Origin of the sequence: Pseudoalteromonas sp. SG44-17, from assembly GCF_014164235.1 — a bacterium.
Taxonomy (GTDB): domain Bacteria; phylum Pseudomonadota; class Gammaproteobacteria; order Enterobacterales; family Alteromonadaceae; genus Pseudoalteromonas; species Pseudoalteromonas rhizosphaerae.
The window spans coordinates 80,442-97,898 of the sequence record NZ_JACJEV010000002.1 but is presented as its reverse complement, the minus strand read 5'-3'; the positions used below and the strand labels follow the sequence as shown (position 1 = coordinate 97,898).

The window sequence follows — 17,457 nt, the reverse complement described above, 5'->3', positions numbered from 1 at the left end:
TAACAAGAATATGACTTATTATTGCAAAGCAGCTTACTAAATATTTTATGCTCATGATTGACGCCAATTAGTAAAGCATCAGCCATTAAACTTTATGCATCACTACCATCGGTTTCACCTTAATCCAACAGATATCGGCTGAAAATAGCACCCATAAGTTACAAATAGCTTTGATTTCTTGAAACTAATAAATAGTAACAAATGTGTAACGAGAAATAGACTAAAAAAGAGTTAATTATTTAGGACTTTATTGATACAAAATAGTTGTTCTATTTATAATCATCATTTTAACTTTATAGCTGCTACATTAAAAAACCAAGTCGATAGAATAACTAATAGGGGTTAACATGCAAGATCAAGCCTTCACTATCAAAGTAATGACAGAAAAAGAAGTGGGCATTGCCATTGACTGGGCAGCGAAAGAAGGCTGGAATCCAGGCCTGCACGACGCTCATAATTATTATAAAGCTGACCCCAATGGTTTTTTAATCGGCTACCTTGGTGATGAAGCGATCGCTACAATTTCGGTTGTAAAATACGATAGCAGTTTTGCATTTTTAGGCTTTTATATTGTTAAACCTGAATATCGTGGCAAAGGTTACGGCATGCAGATTTGGCAAGCCGGTCTTGCCTACCTTAAACACTGCAATATTGGTCTTGATGGAGTGATTGAACAGCAGGATAACTATAAAAAATCAGGATTTAAACTGGCTTACCGTAATATTAGATTCGAAGGTTCTGGTGGTGGTTATGCTCCTGAGAATTTAGAAACTATAGAACTGGCAACCTTGCCCTTTGCAGATATAAAAGAATATGACAAAACATTATTTCCCGCGGATAGATCTGGCTTTACTCAAAACTGGATAAATCAACCTAACAGTAAAGCATTAGGTATTTTAGAAAATGGTCGGTTAGCTGGGTATGGCGTGATCAGAGCTTGTCGCGAAGGCTTTAAAATAGCTCCACTATACGCAAATACAGCTAAATTAGCAGAGTCTCTTTTTATAGCATTAAAAACATCAACACGTTATGACGAAACGATATACCTTGATATACCCAAAGTTAATCAAGCCGCACTAGCTTTAGCAGAACACCATAACATGAAGCCATCATTTGAAACTGCAAGAATGTACACCAAAGAAAAGCCACATTTACCTCTAAACAAAGTATTCGGTGTAACATCTTTTGAAATAGGCTAAATACTATTTAGCTTTGAGTTTATCGCGCAGTGCATTGGTTTAGCCGCCAGCTAATAAAATATACATACGAACATAACATTCTAAATTTTTACTATATATTAAACAACTAACGGGTTTTTGGGCCCTTGCGCGGCTGTAGAGTTTGCCATAAAAGCGGCTATTTAAACCGTCAGTCGCGAGGTGGGTGTCATCTAAACCTGCCTCATCTAAACCGGTCTTATCTGAACCCATGGCAAATTCTAGCCCTATTAAATAAGTTCAGCATAAATTAAACCTTAGTCGGTTAGACTTTTAATTGAGTGGCTTAGCAGTTCGGCTTTTAGTGATGCGCGCAGGTCGAACATTTCATCAATCTGCGAAACAGACAGTTACATGGCAGTTACGCCTTTATGAGCTTCAAAAATAACCAATCCTTGAGCTTCACGCACTCGAATGCGAGTACAAAATTGCCTATTATCAAACGGCTTAGTTTTAGGTCATATTCATCGTTATTTGCCGCGAAACCAAACATAAAATCTGTATTTTTATTTTAATACAATAATTTAGAGTAAACAAAAAACTCCGTGAGAGTAGAGCTAATAGCCCAAAGAGTTAAAACCATCCACCACAGATTAATTTACAATCCAATTGTATGAGCCGCTTTTCAACGCAACTCGCTTGCAGTACAGCAGTGGCGCAAGCACAATAGCCAAATACAAATAAAGGAGAGCACCATGACAATATTTGGTATTGGTACCCAAACTAAAGAGCAGGCATTAGCCAGCCTAAGTGATATGACAGGCGATTTGACGGCTATTCAAGCTGATGAACACTTAGCACGTATCGCTAATGCACAAACCTATATGCAAGCGAATGGCATTGATGCGATTTATCTAAACGCAGGCACTAACCTTGCCTATTTTACAGGCATGCGTTGGTATGCAAGCGAGCGACTGGTAGGTGCTATCTTACCTGCCAAGGGCGACTTACAATACATTGCCCCGTATTTTGAAATTGGCTCACTTAATGGTTTTAAAGTAATTGATGGACCAATTCGTGGCTGGCAAGAGCACGAAAATCCCTATGCATTATTTGTAAATATAATCACCGAAATGGGCATTGCAGCCAATGGTACTGTGGGAATTGACGAAAGCGCACAATTCTTTATTTTTGACGGTATAAATAAAGCGCAAACTGGCTTAAACCTAGTCAATGCACAACCTGTGACCGCTCATTGTCGAATGCATAAATCAGCCAACGAGCTGGCACTGATGCAAAGCGCTATGGATATGACGTTAGCGGTTCACCAAGCAACTGCAAGTATGTTACACGAAGGAATCAGCACCACTGAAGTTGAAGCGTTTATCAAGCAAGCACACCAAAAAGTAGGTGCTCCAGGTAACTATTTTTGCATCGTATTATTTGGCGTTGCAACCTCGTTCCCACATGGCGTGAAAGACCCGCAAATTCTTAAAAAAGGCGATATGGTACTGATTGATACTGGCTGTAAAGTACATGATTATTTATCAGATATTACCCGCACCTATGTGTTTGGTGAGGCCACAGAGCGCCAACGCCAGTTTTGGGATTACGAAAAAGCCGCGCAAATCGCCGCCTTCAACGCCGCTAAAATCGGTGCACCTTGTGAGGCCGTTGATGCTGCAGCACGCAGTTATTTGGCCGCACAAGATTTAGGTCCTGAATATCAAACCCCTGGTTGTCCGCATCGCACCGGTCACGGTATTGGTTTAGACATTCATGAATGGCCTTATTTAGTTGGTGGTAACAAAACCCCGCTCGCAGCAGGCATGTGTTTTAGTAACGAACCTATGCTAGTTGTACCCGATGAATTTGGCGTTCGCTTAGAGGATCATTTTTACATGACCGACAACGGCCCTAAGTGGTTTACCGAGCCAGCTCACAGTATTGACGACCCATTTGGTTTAGCAGGTTAATTTAACTAAAGCTGCACGGTAAGCCCCCTGCCATGTAGCTTTATAAAAACTAAGAATAGCCCCCCTTGAATTTACTCCCCCTCGCCTGCATATCCCTGTTACATTTTGTAAAAAATAGGCTCACTGATGAAAAAGCTTAAAATCGACATAGTTTCAGACGTTATGTGCCCATGGTGCATTATTGGTTATAAAAACCTTGAAACAGCCCTTGCGCAATTAAGTGACGAATTTACAGCTGAGATCAGCTGGAAGCCATTCGAACTAAATCCTGATATGCCCGTTGCAGGCCAAGATTTAAATGAGCATTTAGCGCAAAAATACGGTCTCACTGAACAGCAAGGTGACGAAAACCGTAAACGTATTTTAGAGATGGGCGAGCAAGCAGGCTTTGACTTTAATTTTGACGGCAAACGGATCATGATCAATAGTTTTGATTTACATCGTTTACTTACATGGGCTGCCACTGAAGGCAAGCAAACTGAATTAAAACTGGCATTTTTTAAAGCACACTTTACTGATTTAGTTTATTTAAATGAGCAAGATACGCTGCTTGATGTAGTGCAAGGCGTTGGCCTTGATAGAGCCCGCGCAAAAGAAATTTTAGACTCTGGTGAGTATTTCCAAGAGGTTCGTAGCGAGCAAAGTGCGCTTCAACAGATGGGCATTACCTCAGTGCCAACTTTTATCATTAACGAGCAATACGCCCTCACTGGCGGCCAGCCAAGCGACGCATTTGTGCAAGCCTTTAAACAAATCGCCGAGCAAGAAGCATAGCAGTAAAATAAAAAGCCATGTAACAACTATTGGGGGTCACTTCAACTAAGTTACGTGGCTTTTTACCTTATGTGCCAATCTTAGGGTGCTGTTGAATCAGTGAGTTCTAAATCAAATACGGCACTGACTGATGCCGAAAAAACAATATTTTCCTGCAAGTACTTACCAGGGCTTGTAAATTGCTGAGTCCGATTACCAGTCACTTCTATCCGTTCAATAGCTTGATTTTCGCCATACCGATTAAAACTATTATTGGCAGCCGAGTTGATACTATAAATACTCCCAAGCTTAGTACCAAATGCCTTGGCTAATGAGCTGGCTTTCTCTTTTGCATCATTCACAGCCATCGCATTGACTTGTGCTTTTAAAGCCTTCGCTGCTGATGATTTTAGCTCTATACTTTTAATTGCATCAATTTTTACGCTCAGTGCAAAATCCAGGAGTGCATTCAAGCGCTTAATATCCGTTAATGTTACTTTAATACTGCGGTTAGCTGTATAGCCTTCCAATTGCTGTTTATCGCTCTCGGTATACGAATAGCTCGGCTGCGTGTTAATGCTTGAAGCAGAAACATTTTTCTCATCAATATTAAACTTAGAGAGGCCAGCTAAAAAACTATTGATCCGATTATCAACATCCTTTTTCGCATCTAAACTAGAGACTTGTAAACTTTCCACCTCGAGGTTAATCACAGCAATATCAGGCTTTACTTTTAACTGCGCCTCCCCGGTGACTACAATATGTTGGTTATCTGGCAAAGCCGTATTTGCATTGACAAATGAGGCAAAAGCTAAGAACGCAAAAAGACTAACGTAATTCATAATTTCCCTTTCAAAAAAACCAGTAAATACGTAAGAGCATGGCAACCTTACAGCGTTTCTTTATTAATTACTTTAATATTGTAAAACTCACTATCGCTTGGCTCTTCGAAATATTGAGTAACGTGATTAAACACAGCTTCAGTGTCAAATGCAGCTCTATTTGGTTGTTCAATGCATCGCCGGGCAATTTGCTGAAGGCATGACTCATTCGATACTTTTAAGTAAGTAAACTCAATATTAGCTTGTATTTCAGTAGCTAAAATTTTTAACCATGCTCGCTGTTTTTTTGTATTAGCAGAGAAGTCCATAACCACAGTCGCGCCAGCTTGCAGAATATTTTGAACATGAATTTTGAGTAAAGACCTCAATAAACCAGAGTAGTTAATATAATCTTCAAACGACTTGATTTGGTCAGGGTAAAGTGTAGCCAACCAGTCATCTTCACTGATAAGCACGGCATTTCGTTCAAGAGCTATTTTTTTAGCTTCGGTTGATTTACCTGCCCCCATTTTGCCACAGAATAACAGTAAAGATCCCGCTACCACCATGAACCGTTCTCCTTGTTGTATTTTGATTTCTAAGCAAATAACTTAAAACAAGCTGTAAAGATATAGCACTGTATTAAGTATCACATGAGTCTTAAAAGTTAAGCTAATTTTAAGATGGGTGTCTGCGAAAATAAGCTAATTTTAAGTTGGGTGTCTGCGTAAATATTGTGTTATTACACAACCCAATTTAAAGACACCCACTTTAAACTAATGACTGTTTTTTCTTGAACCAGCTAACTATAAGCATGGCTCTTCCCTGTTACATTCCTTTACAGACTTGCGTGCCTATTTTTATTGTGATTTTACAAGTCGTGGTATTCTTCACAAAAAGTAGCGTCTATATTTTCGCTGCACTAATTATAAAAATGGAGAACGTATGAGTAATTCTTTTAAAGTGCCGCATACTTTAATTTTACTGCTGGGTATGATGGTCACTGCGTTAGTTGCTACGTGGCTAGTACCGCAGGGATTTTTTGATACTACATTATCTGATTCTGGCCGAGAAATGGTGATCGCCGGCACCTATCAAACTGTTGCAGAACGTCATTATTTGACCCCATGGGATTTATTAACCGCTATTCCGCGTGCTTTTGCCGCTGCGCAAGATGTGATCTTTTTTGTATTGATTGTTGGCGGCGTACTTGCCATTGCCCGTGCTACCGGCACGGTTGATGCGTTGATTGGTCGTTTACTTGAACGCCATGGTAGACAACCACAACGACTTATTTTTATGGTGGTATTTTGCTTTGCCTTAGCATCGAGCAGCATTGGTACTGCGGGAGAATACATTCCGTTTGTGCTGATTTTAGTCGCTTTATGTAAAGCCATGCGCCTTGATGCAATGACTGCTGTCGGTATGATTGTGGCAGGTTACGGGATTGGTTATGGGGTATCGGCGTTTAACCCGTTTACGGTGTTAATTGCTCAGCAAATTGCTGAAATTCCAGTGTATTCTGGCTTATGGTTACGTTTGGCGATATTCGTGCCGTTTGTATTAATTGGCTTTCACCATGTGTGGCAATACACTAAAAAAGTCGCAAACGATCCAAGTAAATCCATGATGCTTGATGTACCTTGCCCTTTAGGCGATAAAGCAACACCGCAGTATCCTGTACTTGCGCTGCGCCATAAACTAATTTTAGGCAGTTTTATCATCACTCTTGCTGTCGCTGTGTGGGGTATTGCCACTAAAGGTTGGTACTTATACGAGCTAGGCGGTGTATTTATTGCCTGGGGTGCGATTGTTGCTGTACTGGGGCGCTTATCAGCAGATGAAACTGCCAACCGTTTTATTGAAGGGGTCTCAGACCTCGTGACTACCGCTATTTTAATTGGTGTGGCCCGTGGTATTGCCTTGATACTGGAAGATGGGCAAATTTTGCATAGTTTAGTGCATGGTATGTCGCTACCACTTTCGTATGTGAACGCCGAGATCTCAGCCATTGGAATGTTAGTCATTCAAACAATACTCAATACCTTTATTCCATCAGGCTCTGGCCAAGCGTATGTGACTATGCCGCTGATGGCCCCGCTGGGTGATTTAGTCGGCGTGCCACGCCAAGTGGCTGTACTTGCATATCAATTTGGCGATGGCTTTTCAAATATGATCATCCCAACTAATGCAGTCTTAATGGGAATTTTAGGGATGGCAGGCGTCCCTTATGGCCATTGGTTCCGCTTTTGTTTACCATTGTTACTTAAGTTAATGTTAGCCGCATCAATTGTATTAGTGCTTGCAGTAATGTTTGGTTACGGCTTAGATGTACAACCAAGTGCCGTTGGCAGCTAAAGTTACTGGATGCTTAAACGTAAAAACCACCTTTGTAGGTGGTTTTTACTTTTAAATCAAAGTCACTCGTTTTTCTAGCTAACTTTATTTACTCTTACGTTCTATACAGCACTTTGATAACATGCCAGCCAAATTTGGTTTTAACTAAATGTGGCTCTAAGATCTCAGCACTAAAAGCGACTTTATCAAACTGTGGAACCATTTGGCCGCGTTTAAACTCGCCTAAATCACCGCCTTTTTTCCCTGATGGGCAGGTTGAATGCTTTTTAGCGAGCACTTGAAACTTAGCGCCTTTTTTTAATTGCTTGATGATATCTTCAGCAAGTTCTTTATGCTTAACCAAAATATGTAATGCGTGTGCAGTGCTGGCCATTATTTGTCTCTACTCAATTTAACTGCGGCGATTTTAACACAACATTTAATGCCTTATAAGTAATGCTGATCATAGTCACTGTTTGGTATACGACAGTAATCGTACTTGCCAAATAAGCGATATCGATTAAACGCAATGCGATCGTACGCCCAGTTACGTAGGCATTTGGGAATTATTCGCAATATTTTAGCTATCTGCCAAGGCCAACCAAGCTGCGTAACAATATTAATAAATGCATCACTTTGCGTAATACATTGATTATTTTCAACATAAATCATAGTTTTATAATTATCTGTTGCATAGTTAAAGTAACTTAGTATCGCTTGGCCTTTTAAAGACTGCACACTGCATAGTTTAAAATGCAACTGCTTGTCGTGTTTAATAATAAAATTGCACCACGCGCTGCATAGCTTACACTGCCCGTCGAATAAAATGATTTTATTGTGTTGTATTAATTGTTGCGCATTCAATGTTGGCATAAACCGCTCTTATCTTGAATAAGTAAAATGATCTAAACAGGCGCAAGTAGATGTGATAAAGATTACGTTATGGCATGAAATTATTTACTTGACGCTGCAAGAGACCAACGCCAAATCCGACGAATACTCCACCACTGACCTTATTAAGTATCGTCCCCCTTTTTTGCGAGGATAGCTTTGATTTTGCATAAGTAGCACAGAATGCATAGATAGCATTTATTACTATTACTAAACAGCTAAAAGTCACAGCAAGCAGAATAGTTAACTCTTCTTTAGATTATAGCTGTGAAACACAAACCATATCCGAGTTGCTATTTTACTACAATTACCTAGTAAATTTTGCCTTTGTATTGTCAACGCATTTAAAAAGTGTGGCAAGTTTAATTAAAGAAAGCATGCGTATTTTATCACTTCATAAATGTACTTGTCTTTTCATCATAATCCTTTTTATCATAATCCTTTTTATCATAATCCTTTTTATCAGCCAAAGACGACTTGCTAGCCTAGGCATGTAATTATTGTTTCCTAGTGCAAAAAATAAATTTGAATTAGTAGCAAGTAACCTGTCGATAGACTCTGTGCTGCTGTAAATTCAATTGAAGCAAAGAAAAATGTATTTTTTTGTTACTTTCGCTCATAAACCAACCGATCCTGCGGTTAAGGTTTATATCGACAAATCATTACAACCGCCCTAATACAAACAAATGCTTTATAAACAGAGATAAAATGGGCATTCAAAGGCTAATTTAGGTATATTGCTTTTAGTCATTTTTATGGATATGATAATGGCTATCATTTACAATTACCTTTCGGATCCTCTATTATGAAAGCAGTATTTAAATCAGCTACCACCTTAGGTGTGAGCCTTCTTTTAGTATCAGCATTTGTTGCGCAACCTGCATTTGCTAATGGCCCTATTGGCGAACATGTAAATCACTTACAAGCAAATATCAAAGATTACTCAGAAGAAGTTGAATGGATGATCGGCAAAGTCGATACCATGGTAAGCGACTATGAAAGCAAAGGCGTAAAAGCAGTAAAAAGCGATGACCTAATCGAGTATTGGGAATCAGTGAAGTTTCACAGCGCGATTGAAACAAATTTTGTGCCGGTATATGCGTCAATCTGGCAAGGTATTTATGGCGTAAAAATGGCCATTGATAATAACAAGCCGGCGACTGAAGCTCGTAAAGAACAACAAGCGATGAATGCTGCCTTGTGGCAAGGTCTTGGCGCAGTTAAACTAGCGGCGCAATTTCAACAAAAAGGTTTGCTTGCAAACGTTAAAGCAACTGCAACCACAAGCATGACTCAAAGTGCTACAATCGATGAAATTAAACATAAACTTGATCGTGTCATTGCCAAATATGCAGAGCGTTTAAGTGATGAAGCAACCAGCATTGTGCACGATACTTACCTTCACCTATTTGAAGGTGTTGAAGGCACACTTATCGAACAAGATGCCAAACTTGTTGAAATATTAGAAAAAGATTTTAACGTGACACTGCCAAAAGCAATTTCAGATAACAAAAGTGTTGATGAAGTACGCGATGTGGTAAGTAGCATGCACACTAAATTAGACCGCGCCAAGGTATTACTCGAAAAAGCCGAAAAAGCACGTAAGGATGTATTTTAAGTGAAGCGTAGGACCTTTATACAAGGCCTAGCTGCGTTTGGGGCAATCGGTGCATTACCATTGCCTCTTTCTCGCGCACTAGCTGCCAACATAGCAAACCCAGTTTCTGTTGATGACTTACCTAAACTTGAAGGTGAGCTGACCTTATACCTAGGTCGTGGTGAAGGTGGTTTGTATGAAAATGTGCTACAAGCAATTCAAGACAGAAACCCCAACTTTAAACTAGGCATTCGTCGTGGTCCTACAGCAGCTTTAGCCAATACAATTGTTGCTGAAGCAAAAGCAGGGGTGCGTAGAGCCGATTTGTTTTGGGCTGTTGATTCTGGCGCTATTGGCTTGGTTTCAGATGCCGGCCTTGCACAACCTATTCCGAGTGATCTATCAGCGCAGTTGCAACCACAGTTTCGCTATAAAGATTGGGCCCCTGTCACCGGTCGTGTGCGCACCATACCCTATAACACTTCGCGTTTGACCAAAGAGCAAATTCCAACCAGTATTATGGACATTGCTGATAGTGACTTAAGCATTGGCTGGGCACCTGCGTATGCATCGTTTCAATCATTTGTAACGGCAATGCGTATTCTCGAAGGTGACGATAAAACAGCGAAATGGCTGAAAAAGATTAAGAAGCGTGCTAAAACCTATGCCGGTGAGTTGGGTGTAGTAATGGCCGTTGAACGTGGTGAAGTGGATATTGGTTTTGCTAATCACTATTACACCTTACGTTTAAAATCAGGCAAACCAGATGCCAAACTTGATTTAGCATTTACCCAACAAGATGCTGGCTGTTTAGTCAATGCATCAGGTATTTTGGCATTGAACGACGACCCTCTTGCCACTCACTTTATGCGCTATTTATTAAGCATCGAAGTGCAAGGTTACTTGGCTCGTGAAGCCTATGAAATTCCGCTGGTAAATGGTGTCCCTCTACCTGAAGGGTTACCATCTTTAGCCAATATTTCACCACCCAAAGTGGACTTAACACAGTTAGCTGATCTTCGGCCAACCATAGCTTTGATGCGAAATAGCGGCGTACTGTAATGCGACTACCAGCTTCTTACCCAATGGCGCTGCTTGCAGCGCTTATTGTTTTATCTCCTATCTTTATTTTAATAACGCTGGCCACTGATGCCAGCTCTTTGTTTGATAATCATAATTTAAGTATTCTCGGCAATACTTTGTCCTTGATGGTATTAACGGTCATTGGTTCTATTTTAATCGGGGTACCGTTAGCATTTATCAGCGCTTATGTGCGTTTACCGTTTAAAAAACTATGGCTGGTGTTTTTTGCCGCGCCTCTAGCCATTCCCAGTTACATAGGTGCATTTACGCTTTATGCGGCTTTTGGCTCCGGCGGAGAGATACATAATCTACTTGGTATTGAACTGCCATCGATGGATGGACTCAGCGGCGCAGCTATTGTCATGACTCTTTACACATTTCCATTTGTAATGATGACTACCCGCTCATCTTTACTTAGTCTTGATGCAAGCATGGTTAATGCGGCCCGCACCTTAGGTATGTCGATGACCGAAAGTGTATTTAAAGTCATTTTACCCCGTGTAGTAAATGGCATTGCCGCAGGTTCGTTATTGGTCGCACTGTATACTTTGTCTGACTTTGGCACACCTGCAATGATGCGCCTTGATACCTTTACCCGGGTTATTTATGTCGAGTACAATGCTTTTGAGTTAAGTCGTGCGGCAATGTTATCGTTACAGTTGTTGGTAATTGTGGGCTTTTTACTGTTGATTGAGTCACAAATTAAAACGGCTAGCGAACGCCATGGCCGGCCATTAATTTTGTTTCCTAGTAAGTGGCAACTAGCGGCTATGTTTACCACTTTTGCGCCTATTTTATTATTAGCCATTGGCTTACCTCTGGCGATATTTTCGCTGTGGTTAGCACGTGATGGCTTTAGCTCATTTGATTTTAGCATCGCGTGGAATTCAGCGTATGCCTCAGCCATTGCTGCAGTGGTTGCGGTGATTGTAGCTATCCCTGTTGCCCATGCTGCACTTAGCGGTAAAGCGGGTCGTATCATGGAGCGTGTTACTTACTTTGGTTTTGGTATTCCAGGTATTGTAATGGGCACCGCGCTAGTTTACGGTGGTTTGCAATTGCCGTTTTTATATCAAACATTAGGGCTGTTGATCATTGCCTATATGCTGCGTTTTTTACCCTTAGCGGTAGGCTCTGTGCGCACTAGCACTGAGCACCTTGATCCAAGTTTAGTTAAATCTGCGCGGGTCTTAGGCGCCAGTCCGCGCGAAGCATTTACCCGCATAACTTTACCACTCACAATGCGTGGGATCATAGCCGGTGCCGCTTTAGTATTTTTAGAATCCATGCGTGAATTAGAAGCAACCTTATTACTTGGCCCAACTGGTTTTGAAACACTATCGACTTATTTATGGCGTGTTTATGAGGCGGGCTATTTTGGTCGTGCTGCTATTCCTGGGTTATTGTTAGTACTGATTTCTGCGTGCGGTTTAGCTATTATGATGTCTGGCGAAAAACGTAACCAACTCGAACATTGAGGATTTAAATACAAATGCTATCTGTAAGCCAGTTGTCTATAGATTATGGCAGTAACCGTGTAGTAAGCGACCTAAATTTGTTGCTTGGTGAAAGTGAAATTCTCATGCTAGTAGGCCCTACGGGCTGTGGTAAAAGCACAATTTTACAAGCGCTCGCCGGACTAATCCCTATTAGCGAAGGTGAAATTAACTTAGGTAAATGGCAGGCTACCCCCAAATTGACTGTGCCGCCTGAAAAACGCAGCGTAGGTATGGTATTTCAAGACTTTGCGTTATTCCCTCATTTAACCGTTGAGCAAAACATTGGCTTTCGTTTAAAAGATACCGCCGTTGCTGATCATTGGATAGCCCTTCTGGGTCTTGATGATTTTCGTCATAAAAAGCCAGCCACCCTTTCAGGCGGTCAAAAACAACGAGTTGCACTAGCACGTACCCTTGCCCACCAACCTGACTTTGTGTTACTTGATGAGCCGCTTTCAAACCTTGATGCGGCACTAAAAGATATGCTGCGCTGGGATATCCGAAATGCCCTGAAAAAAGCTGGCGTGCCTGCAATTTGGGTGACTCATGATCAAGAAGAAGCTTTATCAATAGGCGATCGTGTGGGTGTGCTCAAGGCCGGAAAAATCCAGCAACTTGATACTCCTGAGCGTTGTTTTAGTGTGCCCAACAATCGCTTTGTTGCACGTTTTTTAGGTGAAGCAAGTTTCATTAACGGTTTTTTTGAGAATAATCAAGCAACTACAGCCATCGGCAATGTGCCCGCTCTAGGCGTAGATTGCCAACAAGGTGAGGTGGATGTCCTACTTCGCCCCGACGATGTAATGCTAGTACAAGGTGAGATCGGCAACAACGGTGTGGTCGTATGGGTACGCTTTGAAGGAGGGAGTCGTTTATGTGCAGTAGAGCTTGCCTGTAAAACAGTGGTTACTAGCCGCGTAAGCCACGAAGTCGTGGTATACCCTGGCGATAGCGTGCACGTATCGTTAAGTACTTCGCATCCACTCGCGGTGTATAAACGAGCAATCTAAACTCACTTTAACGCTTAAGTTACAACACTAAAAAAGCCCATCTAGATGGGCTTTGCTGTAGGTGCTTTACTTTTTTAATATGATAATTTTAACGACACCCTTGGCTATTAAAATCAACCACTAGACTTGCACCAGTACTATTGCCCGACACCTTTAAATAACCCCAATATTGGCTTTGATCACTAATATAAATACATTCGCTATTGCCGCTATTACTGGACTGAGCCTGTTCATTACTGCCATTTGGCCAGCTGCTGTTTGAATAACTTAGGCTGATGTCGCCACTGCCATTAGCGGTGGTTATCGCCACACCACTTTGACTTTGAACGTCAGCAATACTAAACCACATAGGATCGCTGTTACCCAAACAAATCACTTCACCGTCATTTAAACGGCCATTGCTACGACTACCTTGGGTAGCACATGCATCAGGTACATTACTGCTTGCTCCTGTGTATGAAGCGGTTAATTGCACATTATCAAACATGTTATAGCCACGAACCATTACTTGATAAACACCTGCTTGCGCAGGATTTATTACACATTGTTCACTATTACCACCGACATAAGGACGACAATCATAACTATCCATTGTTGGTGTAGCAGCATAACTCACATATAAATCAGCATCGCCCGTGCCACCACTTAAGCTAAACACTAAGTCGCTGGCACCTTGCGGTACATCAAAGCTAAAATACAACAGCTCATCTTGCTCGCCAGCAATAGTCATTGGTTGAGCGTTTATCAACTCGCCGTTACCAACGCTGCTATCCTCTTCAATACTAGCCAATGTTGATGCGGTTTGGCTGGCGCCTTGGTTATCAACAACCGTTAACGATACGCTATATTGTCCTGATGTTGTATAAGTATGCACCGGGTTTGCTTGATTAGAACTACTGCCATCACCAAAGCTCCACTGATAACTAACAATTGAGCCGTCACTGTCAATACTGCCATTGCTCGTAAAATTGATCTCATTGTTTTGCACACCGGCATAAGGTCCATTGATGTATGCGATTGGTGGCGTATTAGTGGTTGTACCTGCAACTAAGTCATCACACCATTGTACAAACTCGTTTTCATAATTATTTGCCCACTGCACAGTTTTCGCTTTATAAGCACTCCAATTACCAATGCGTGTATCTGCAAGCATGGCATTAATTTCACTGTAATGGCGTTCGAACATAAAGCGCACAGCTAAGTAACCCCAGCGATAAATACGGTCTTGATCAAAACCGTCATAGTTAGTGGCAAATACTTGCGCTAAGGTATAACGCGAACCATCACTGATGGTATTTTTAGCGGCGTCATTGTTATCAAGATTAGCAACATATTCTGCAACGCCTTCTGACCACCACACGATATCTTCAGTTGGTGAATTAAAGTTTCCATATAAGTCAAAACGACCATCTAAGTAATGCACATATTCGTGCTCTAGATTCCACACGTAATGCTCAGCATTGGCGTAGCTCGCCTCATAGGCAATAAAATTTGCTTGATTACCCACAACTGCGGGGTCACCTTCTAAATACATGCCGCCATTATTGGTGTTAATGCCAAAAATCGCACCTGCGTATTTACTATAATCATCGCTGCTATCAAATATATTTACTTGTAAAAAACTATTGTTATCATCGGCAACTGGGGTGTTATTGGTGGCAAGTTTAGTGTGAAATAAACCTTCTTCTGCGCCCATTGCAGCACATGCAGCTGTATGTTGTGCTGCAGTCATATTTTGTGAGCGAATTTTAATAGTGCTACTACAGCTATAATTTTGCGAAAGCGCTTGCTGAGTAAGTTCATCAACAAATCCACAAATACCATAGTCATTACAATCAGCGTAATAACTGACAGAATCTGCCGCCGCAAGCCATACTGCATCACCATAGCCAAAGCTGTTATAAGTACTAAAAACCGCTTTTAAGCCAGTATCAATAGTAGCTTGAATAGCAGTGTCGGAATACTGCTTAAGGCGCGCAAGCTCACTGGCTGCATTAACAATTAAATATTGTGCGTCAGAGTCAATCATCCACTGCTTTTGGGTAAATGCATTCAGCTTAGTAACTAAATCAGTATCGCTAGCTACAGCTGTAACAAATGCATCATTCCACTGGCCGCGATAAAGCAAAGTAAAAATACCATTCACCGCACTGCGTATATTCCATTTTGCAGCATAGCTTTCGTTAAAACGCGTTAGCCACTGTTTCACCACATACAAGTAACGATGTTGCTGTTCAGCGCTGTCCATCGTAATGATCACTTCAGAAAGCGTTTTACCATGGCCGTCATTATCGTCATAAAAATGGCTGTTGTTTACAAAAGCATCTATCGCATCAATTACGGCAGGCGTAACCCAAGAGCTAAAGCTCACGTTGTCGTTGTAAAATTCCGCATAAAAACCAGCTCGTAAATATAGGAACAATGCCTCGAGTTCAATGTCACCACCGCCAGCATAAGTCTGTGAGAGTGACTTTGCATGATTAGCAACCGCATACATATTATCAGAACTAAATACTAGGCTCTGAGTTGATGCTGATGCACTAAATAGTTCATTAACACAGCCACTACCTTGATTTTTAAGCTCAGTAATAATGCTCGTTGAACTAGCATTAGCCAGTGCATTTAAATCGCAGCTGACTGTTGCAGCTTGGCTACGCATCATTAACATACTAAATTTTTGGGGTTGTGATTGCAGCTGTGCTATTGGTGCTTTTTCATTATGGCCGTGTTCAACGCCATGATGATGCACACGTTCAACAATCGCAGCTTGTGGCTTGAATACGCGCTGATGGGTCGTATTAGCAAGCGCCATAGAGCTTGCTCCTAATAACGGTAACGCCAAAATCAATCTATTCATTTTCATAATTTACCTTTGATAAATTTTATTATTTCAATCCAGAACGGGTTATCGAGGACGCAATTTGCAACATATAATCGCCATTACATACAATATACTTTGCCTAAAACTAAAAAATTTTTAATTCATTAGTTGTAGCAAAATAGAAAACAACAGTACTTTATCATCAAAAAGGGTACATATGTAAAGATATAAATGATAAGGCGACTTTGTGAAAAATCACCCAAACAGTAACGTGTGAGTTAGTAAGCTAGCAGATATAAAAAAGCCAGTACTTTATTATTAATAACAACCACTTTCTAGTTCATTCTTGTTCCTAATACCTAATTACGTAACTTGCTATACACGCTACAATATAATTAACACTTTGATTTAGCGTGAAATATGGTAATTTATTAGTGAATCGCGTTCACTATCATGAGAAGTCGTATGACCCAAAAAAAACATTGGACATTAAAAAGCATCGCCAAAGAATTAGGCGTTTCTAACGCCACCGTTTCAAATGCATTTAATCGTCCAGATCAACTATCAAAAAGTCGTCGCGAGTCTATTTTATTGGCGTGTAAAGAGCTTGGCTATTTTGGACCCAATAAAGCAGCGCAATCATTACGCCGTGGTAAATTTAATATTGTTGCGCTGGTATTACCTGACAGTATTGAGTATATGGTGTCGGATCCTGTGGCCAGTAGTTTTATGCGTGGTGTGGCTTCTATCCTTGAAAAAAACAATATTAACTTATTATTATTTTCGGGAAATAGTCAAAACCTTAACAGCGTATTAGATTTTGTTGATGGCTTTATTTGTTATGGTCGTCCGCGCAATCAATCACTTGTAGATCAATTAAAAATTGTACCCAAACATGTGGTTACCGTTGATTTTGATATTGATCGTAATGCCTCAGTAAACATAGATAACGAACAAGCTAGTTATGAAGTGGCTAAACACGTATTAAAAAGCAGTGCTGATCAGGTCGCTATATTGGGACTGCGGTTATTAGATGAAAATGTATTGTGTCGTGTATATGAGCACCATGAATGCGAAGCCGGTCAATCAATTGCACATCAAAGATTACGAGGTTATCAAAAAGCATTAAGCGAAGTTAACATTACCTTAGGTGACGATAGAACTTGGAATATTCCAGAAAGTAGCGAACGTTATGCGAGCATCGCAGCAAAAGAGGCGCTCAACTGCATACCTAGACCCAATGTATTACTTTGTATGAGTGATCTTATTGCCCTCGCGGCAATTCGCGAAGCAGTTAAAATAGGTATAAAAATACCCCAAGAATTGCGAATTGTTGGATTTGATGGCATTGATGAAGCGCAGCGCTCTATGCCAACATTAACAACAATTCATCAAAATAGTGAAGAAAAAGGATCGTTAGCAGCTAATTTATTTATTAGCAAAGAAGAGCAAAAAGCACTTATCAACTACCAATTACAGTTAGGTCATAGTGGCTGATAAGTGACTGATTGT

General features: G+C 40.8%; 15 protein-coding genes. 9 read left to right on the top strand and 6 right to left on the bottom strand.

The window, feature by feature from the left end; all coding sequences use genetic code 11:
* Window positions 1–347 precede the first annotated feature (347 nt).
* Window positions 348–1,199, top strand: a complete 852-nt coding sequence (locus H5182_RS01930) for a GNAT family N-acetyltransferase (RefSeq protein WP_182759414.1) — start codon at window positions 348–350, stop codon at window positions 1,197–1,199.
* A 39-nt stretch (window positions 1,200–1,238) separates the two neighbouring features.
* Here the strand turns inward: H5182_RS01930 and H5182_RS22240 are convergent, their stop codons facing one another.
* Window positions 1,239–1,430, bottom strand: a complete 192-nt coding sequence (locus H5182_RS22240; RefSeq protein WP_257326910.1) for a hypothetical protein — start codon at window positions 1,428–1,430, stop codon at window positions 1,239–1,241.
* A 482-nt stretch (window positions 1,431–1,912) separates the two neighbouring features.
* Here H5182_RS22240 and H5182_RS01920 point away from each other — a divergent pair, with 482 nt between their 5' ends.
* Together H5182_RS01920 and H5182_RS01915 are read left to right on the top strand one after the other, a co-directional pair.
* Entirely contained in the window at window positions 1,913–3,133 is a 1,221-nt protein-coding gene (locus H5182_RS01920; protein ID WP_182759413.1) for a Xaa-Pro peptidase family protein, read from the top strand.
* Between the two features lie 126 nt (window positions 3,134–3,259).
* Window positions 3,260–3,907 (top strand): DsbA family oxidoreductase, encoded by a 648-nt coding sequence (locus tag H5182_RS01915; RefSeq protein ID WP_182759412.1) that lies wholly within the window; start codon window positions 3,260–3,262, stop codon window positions 3,905–3,907.
* A gap of 80 nt (window positions 3,908–3,987) precedes the next feature.
* Here the strand turns inward: H5182_RS01915 and H5182_RS01910 are convergent, their stop codons facing one another.
* Window positions 3,988–4,728: an SIMPL domain-containing protein gene (locus tag H5182_RS01910; protein ID WP_182759411.1), complete on the bottom strand. Its 741-nt coding sequence runs from the start codon at window positions 4,726–4,728 to the stop codon at window positions 3,988–3,990.
* A gap of 47 nt (window positions 4,729–4,775) precedes the next feature.
* Window positions 4,776–5,276 carry an ATP-binding protein gene (locus H5182_RS01905; RefSeq protein ID WP_182759410.1) on the bottom strand — a complete coding sequence of 167 codons (501 nt, stop codon included), beginning with the start codon at window positions 5,274–5,276 and terminating at the stop codon, window positions 4,776–4,778.
* 376 nt (window positions 5,277–5,652) lie between these two features.
* Here H5182_RS01905 and H5182_RS01900 point away from each other — a divergent pair, with 376 nt between their 5' ends.
* Window positions 5,653–7,065, top strand: a complete 1,413-nt coding sequence (locus H5182_RS01900; RefSeq protein ID WP_182733956.1) for a YfcC family protein — start codon at window positions 5,653–5,655, stop codon at window positions 7,063–7,065.
* 94 nt (window positions 7,066–7,159) lie between these two features.
* Here H5182_RS01900 and ppiC read toward each other — a convergent pair whose 3' ends face one another.
* Both ppiC and H5182_RS01890 read right to left on the bottom strand, forming a co-directional pair.
* Window positions 7,160–7,438 (bottom strand): peptidylprolyl isomerase PpiC, encoded by a 279-nt coding sequence (gene ppiC, locus H5182_RS01895; protein ID WP_182730794.1) that lies wholly within the window; start codon window positions 7,436–7,438, stop codon window positions 7,160–7,162.
* Between the two features lie 53 nt (window positions 7,439–7,491).
* Complete coding sequence (locus H5182_RS01890) at window positions 7,492–7,917, bottom strand: thiol-disulfide oxidoreductase DCC family protein (RefSeq protein WP_182730795.1); 426 nt, start codon at window positions 7,915–7,917, stop codon at window positions 7,492–7,494.
* A gap of 823 nt (window positions 7,918–8,740) precedes the next feature.
* Here H5182_RS01890 and H5182_RS01885 point away from each other — a divergent pair.
* From H5182_RS01885 to H5182_RS01870, 4 genes are read left to right on the top strand one after another with little or no spacing between them, the layout of a single operon-like run.
* On the top strand, window positions 8,741–9,553 hold the full coding sequence (locus H5182_RS01885) for a hypothetical protein (protein WP_145234491.1): 813 nt from the start codon (window positions 8,741–8,743) through the stop codon (window positions 9,551–9,553).
* Window positions 9,554–10,594, top strand: a complete 1,041-nt coding sequence (locus tag H5182_RS01880; protein WP_145234493.1) for an extracellular solute-binding protein — start codon at window positions 9,554–9,556, stop codon at window positions 10,592–10,594.
* Complete coding sequence (locus H5182_RS01875) at window positions 10,594–12,093, top strand: iron ABC transporter permease (protein ID WP_182759409.1); 1,500 nt, start codon at window positions 10,594–10,596, stop codon at window positions 12,091–12,093. Before H5182_RS01880 ends, H5182_RS01875 begins: the two co-directional genes overlap by 1 nt.
* Window positions 12,094–12,107: 14 nt before the next feature.
* Window positions 12,108–13,124: an ABC transporter ATP-binding protein gene (locus tag H5182_RS01870; RefSeq protein ID WP_182759408.1), complete on the top strand. Its 1,017-nt coding sequence runs from the start codon at window positions 12,108–12,110 to the stop codon at window positions 13,122–13,124.
* Between the two features lie 88 nt (window positions 13,125–13,212).
* Here H5182_RS01870 and H5182_RS01865 read toward each other — a convergent pair whose 3' ends face one another.
* Window positions 13,213–15,987, bottom strand: coding sequence for a collagenase (locus H5182_RS01865; protein ID WP_182759407.1), 2,775 nt, complete (start codon window positions 15,985–15,987; stop codon window positions 13,213–13,215).
* A gap of 423 nt (window positions 15,988–16,410) precedes the next feature.
* Between H5182_RS01865 and H5182_RS01860 the strand changes: the two genes are divergently transcribed.
* The gene (locus H5182_RS01860; RefSeq protein WP_145234500.1) at window positions 16,411–17,442 is read left to right on the top strand and encodes a LacI family DNA-binding transcriptional regulator; all 1,032 of its coding nucleotides are present in this window, start codon (window positions 16,411–16,413) and stop codon (window positions 17,440–17,442) included.
* Window positions 17,443–17,457: the final 15 nt, after the last annotated feature.

Coding starts and splice junctions, on each gene's coding strand:
- H5182_RS01865 (WP_182759407.1), bottom strand. CDS start 15,987: ATGAAAATGAATAGATTGATTTTGGCGTTACCGTTATTAGGAGCAAGC.
- H5182_RS01870 (WP_182759408.1), top strand. CDS start 12,108: ATGCTATCTGTAAGCCAGTTGTCTATAGATTATGGCAGTAACCGTGTA.
- H5182_RS01920 (WP_182759413.1), top strand. CDS start 1,913: ATGACAATATTTGGTATTGGTACCCAAACTAAAGAGCAGGCATTAGCC.
- H5182_RS01860 (WP_145234500.1), top strand. CDS start 16,411: ATGACCCAAAAAAAACATTGGACATTAAAAAGCATCGCCAAAGAATTA.
- H5182_RS01900 (WP_182733956.1), top strand. CDS start 5,653: ATGAGTAATTCTTTTAAAGTGCCGCATACTTTAATTTTACTGCTGGGT.
- H5182_RS22240 (WP_257326910.1), bottom strand. CDS start 1,430: ATGGGTTCAGATAAGACCGGTTTAGATGAGGCAGGTTTAGATGACACC.
- H5182_RS01910 (WP_182759411.1), bottom strand. CDS start 4,728: ATGAATTACGTTAGTCTTTTTGCGTTCTTAGCTTTTGCCTCATTTGTC.
- H5182_RS01905 (WP_182759410.1), bottom strand. CDS start 5,276: ATGGTGGTAGCGGGATCTTTACTGTTATTCTGTGGCAAAATGGGGGCA.
- H5182_RS01875 (WP_182759409.1), top strand. CDS start 10,594: ATGCGACTACCAGCTTCTTACCCAATGGCGCTGCTTGCAGCGCTTATT.
- ppiC (WP_182730794.1), bottom strand. CDS start 7,438: ATGGCCAGCACTGCACACGCATTACATATTTTGGTTAAGCATAAAGAA.
- H5182_RS01930 (WP_182759414.1), top strand. CDS start 348: ATGCAAGATCAAGCCTTCACTATCAAAGTAATGACAGAAAAAGAAGTG.
- H5182_RS01915 (WP_182759412.1), top strand. CDS start 3,260: ATGAAAAAGCTTAAAATCGACATAGTTTCAGACGTTATGTGCCCATGG.
- H5182_RS01885 (WP_145234491.1), top strand. CDS start 8,741: ATGAAAGCAGTATTTAAATCAGCTACCACCTTAGGTGTGAGCCTTCTT.
- H5182_RS01890 (WP_182730795.1), bottom strand. CDS start 7,917: ATGCCAACATTGAATGCGCAACAATTAATACAACACAATAAAATCATT.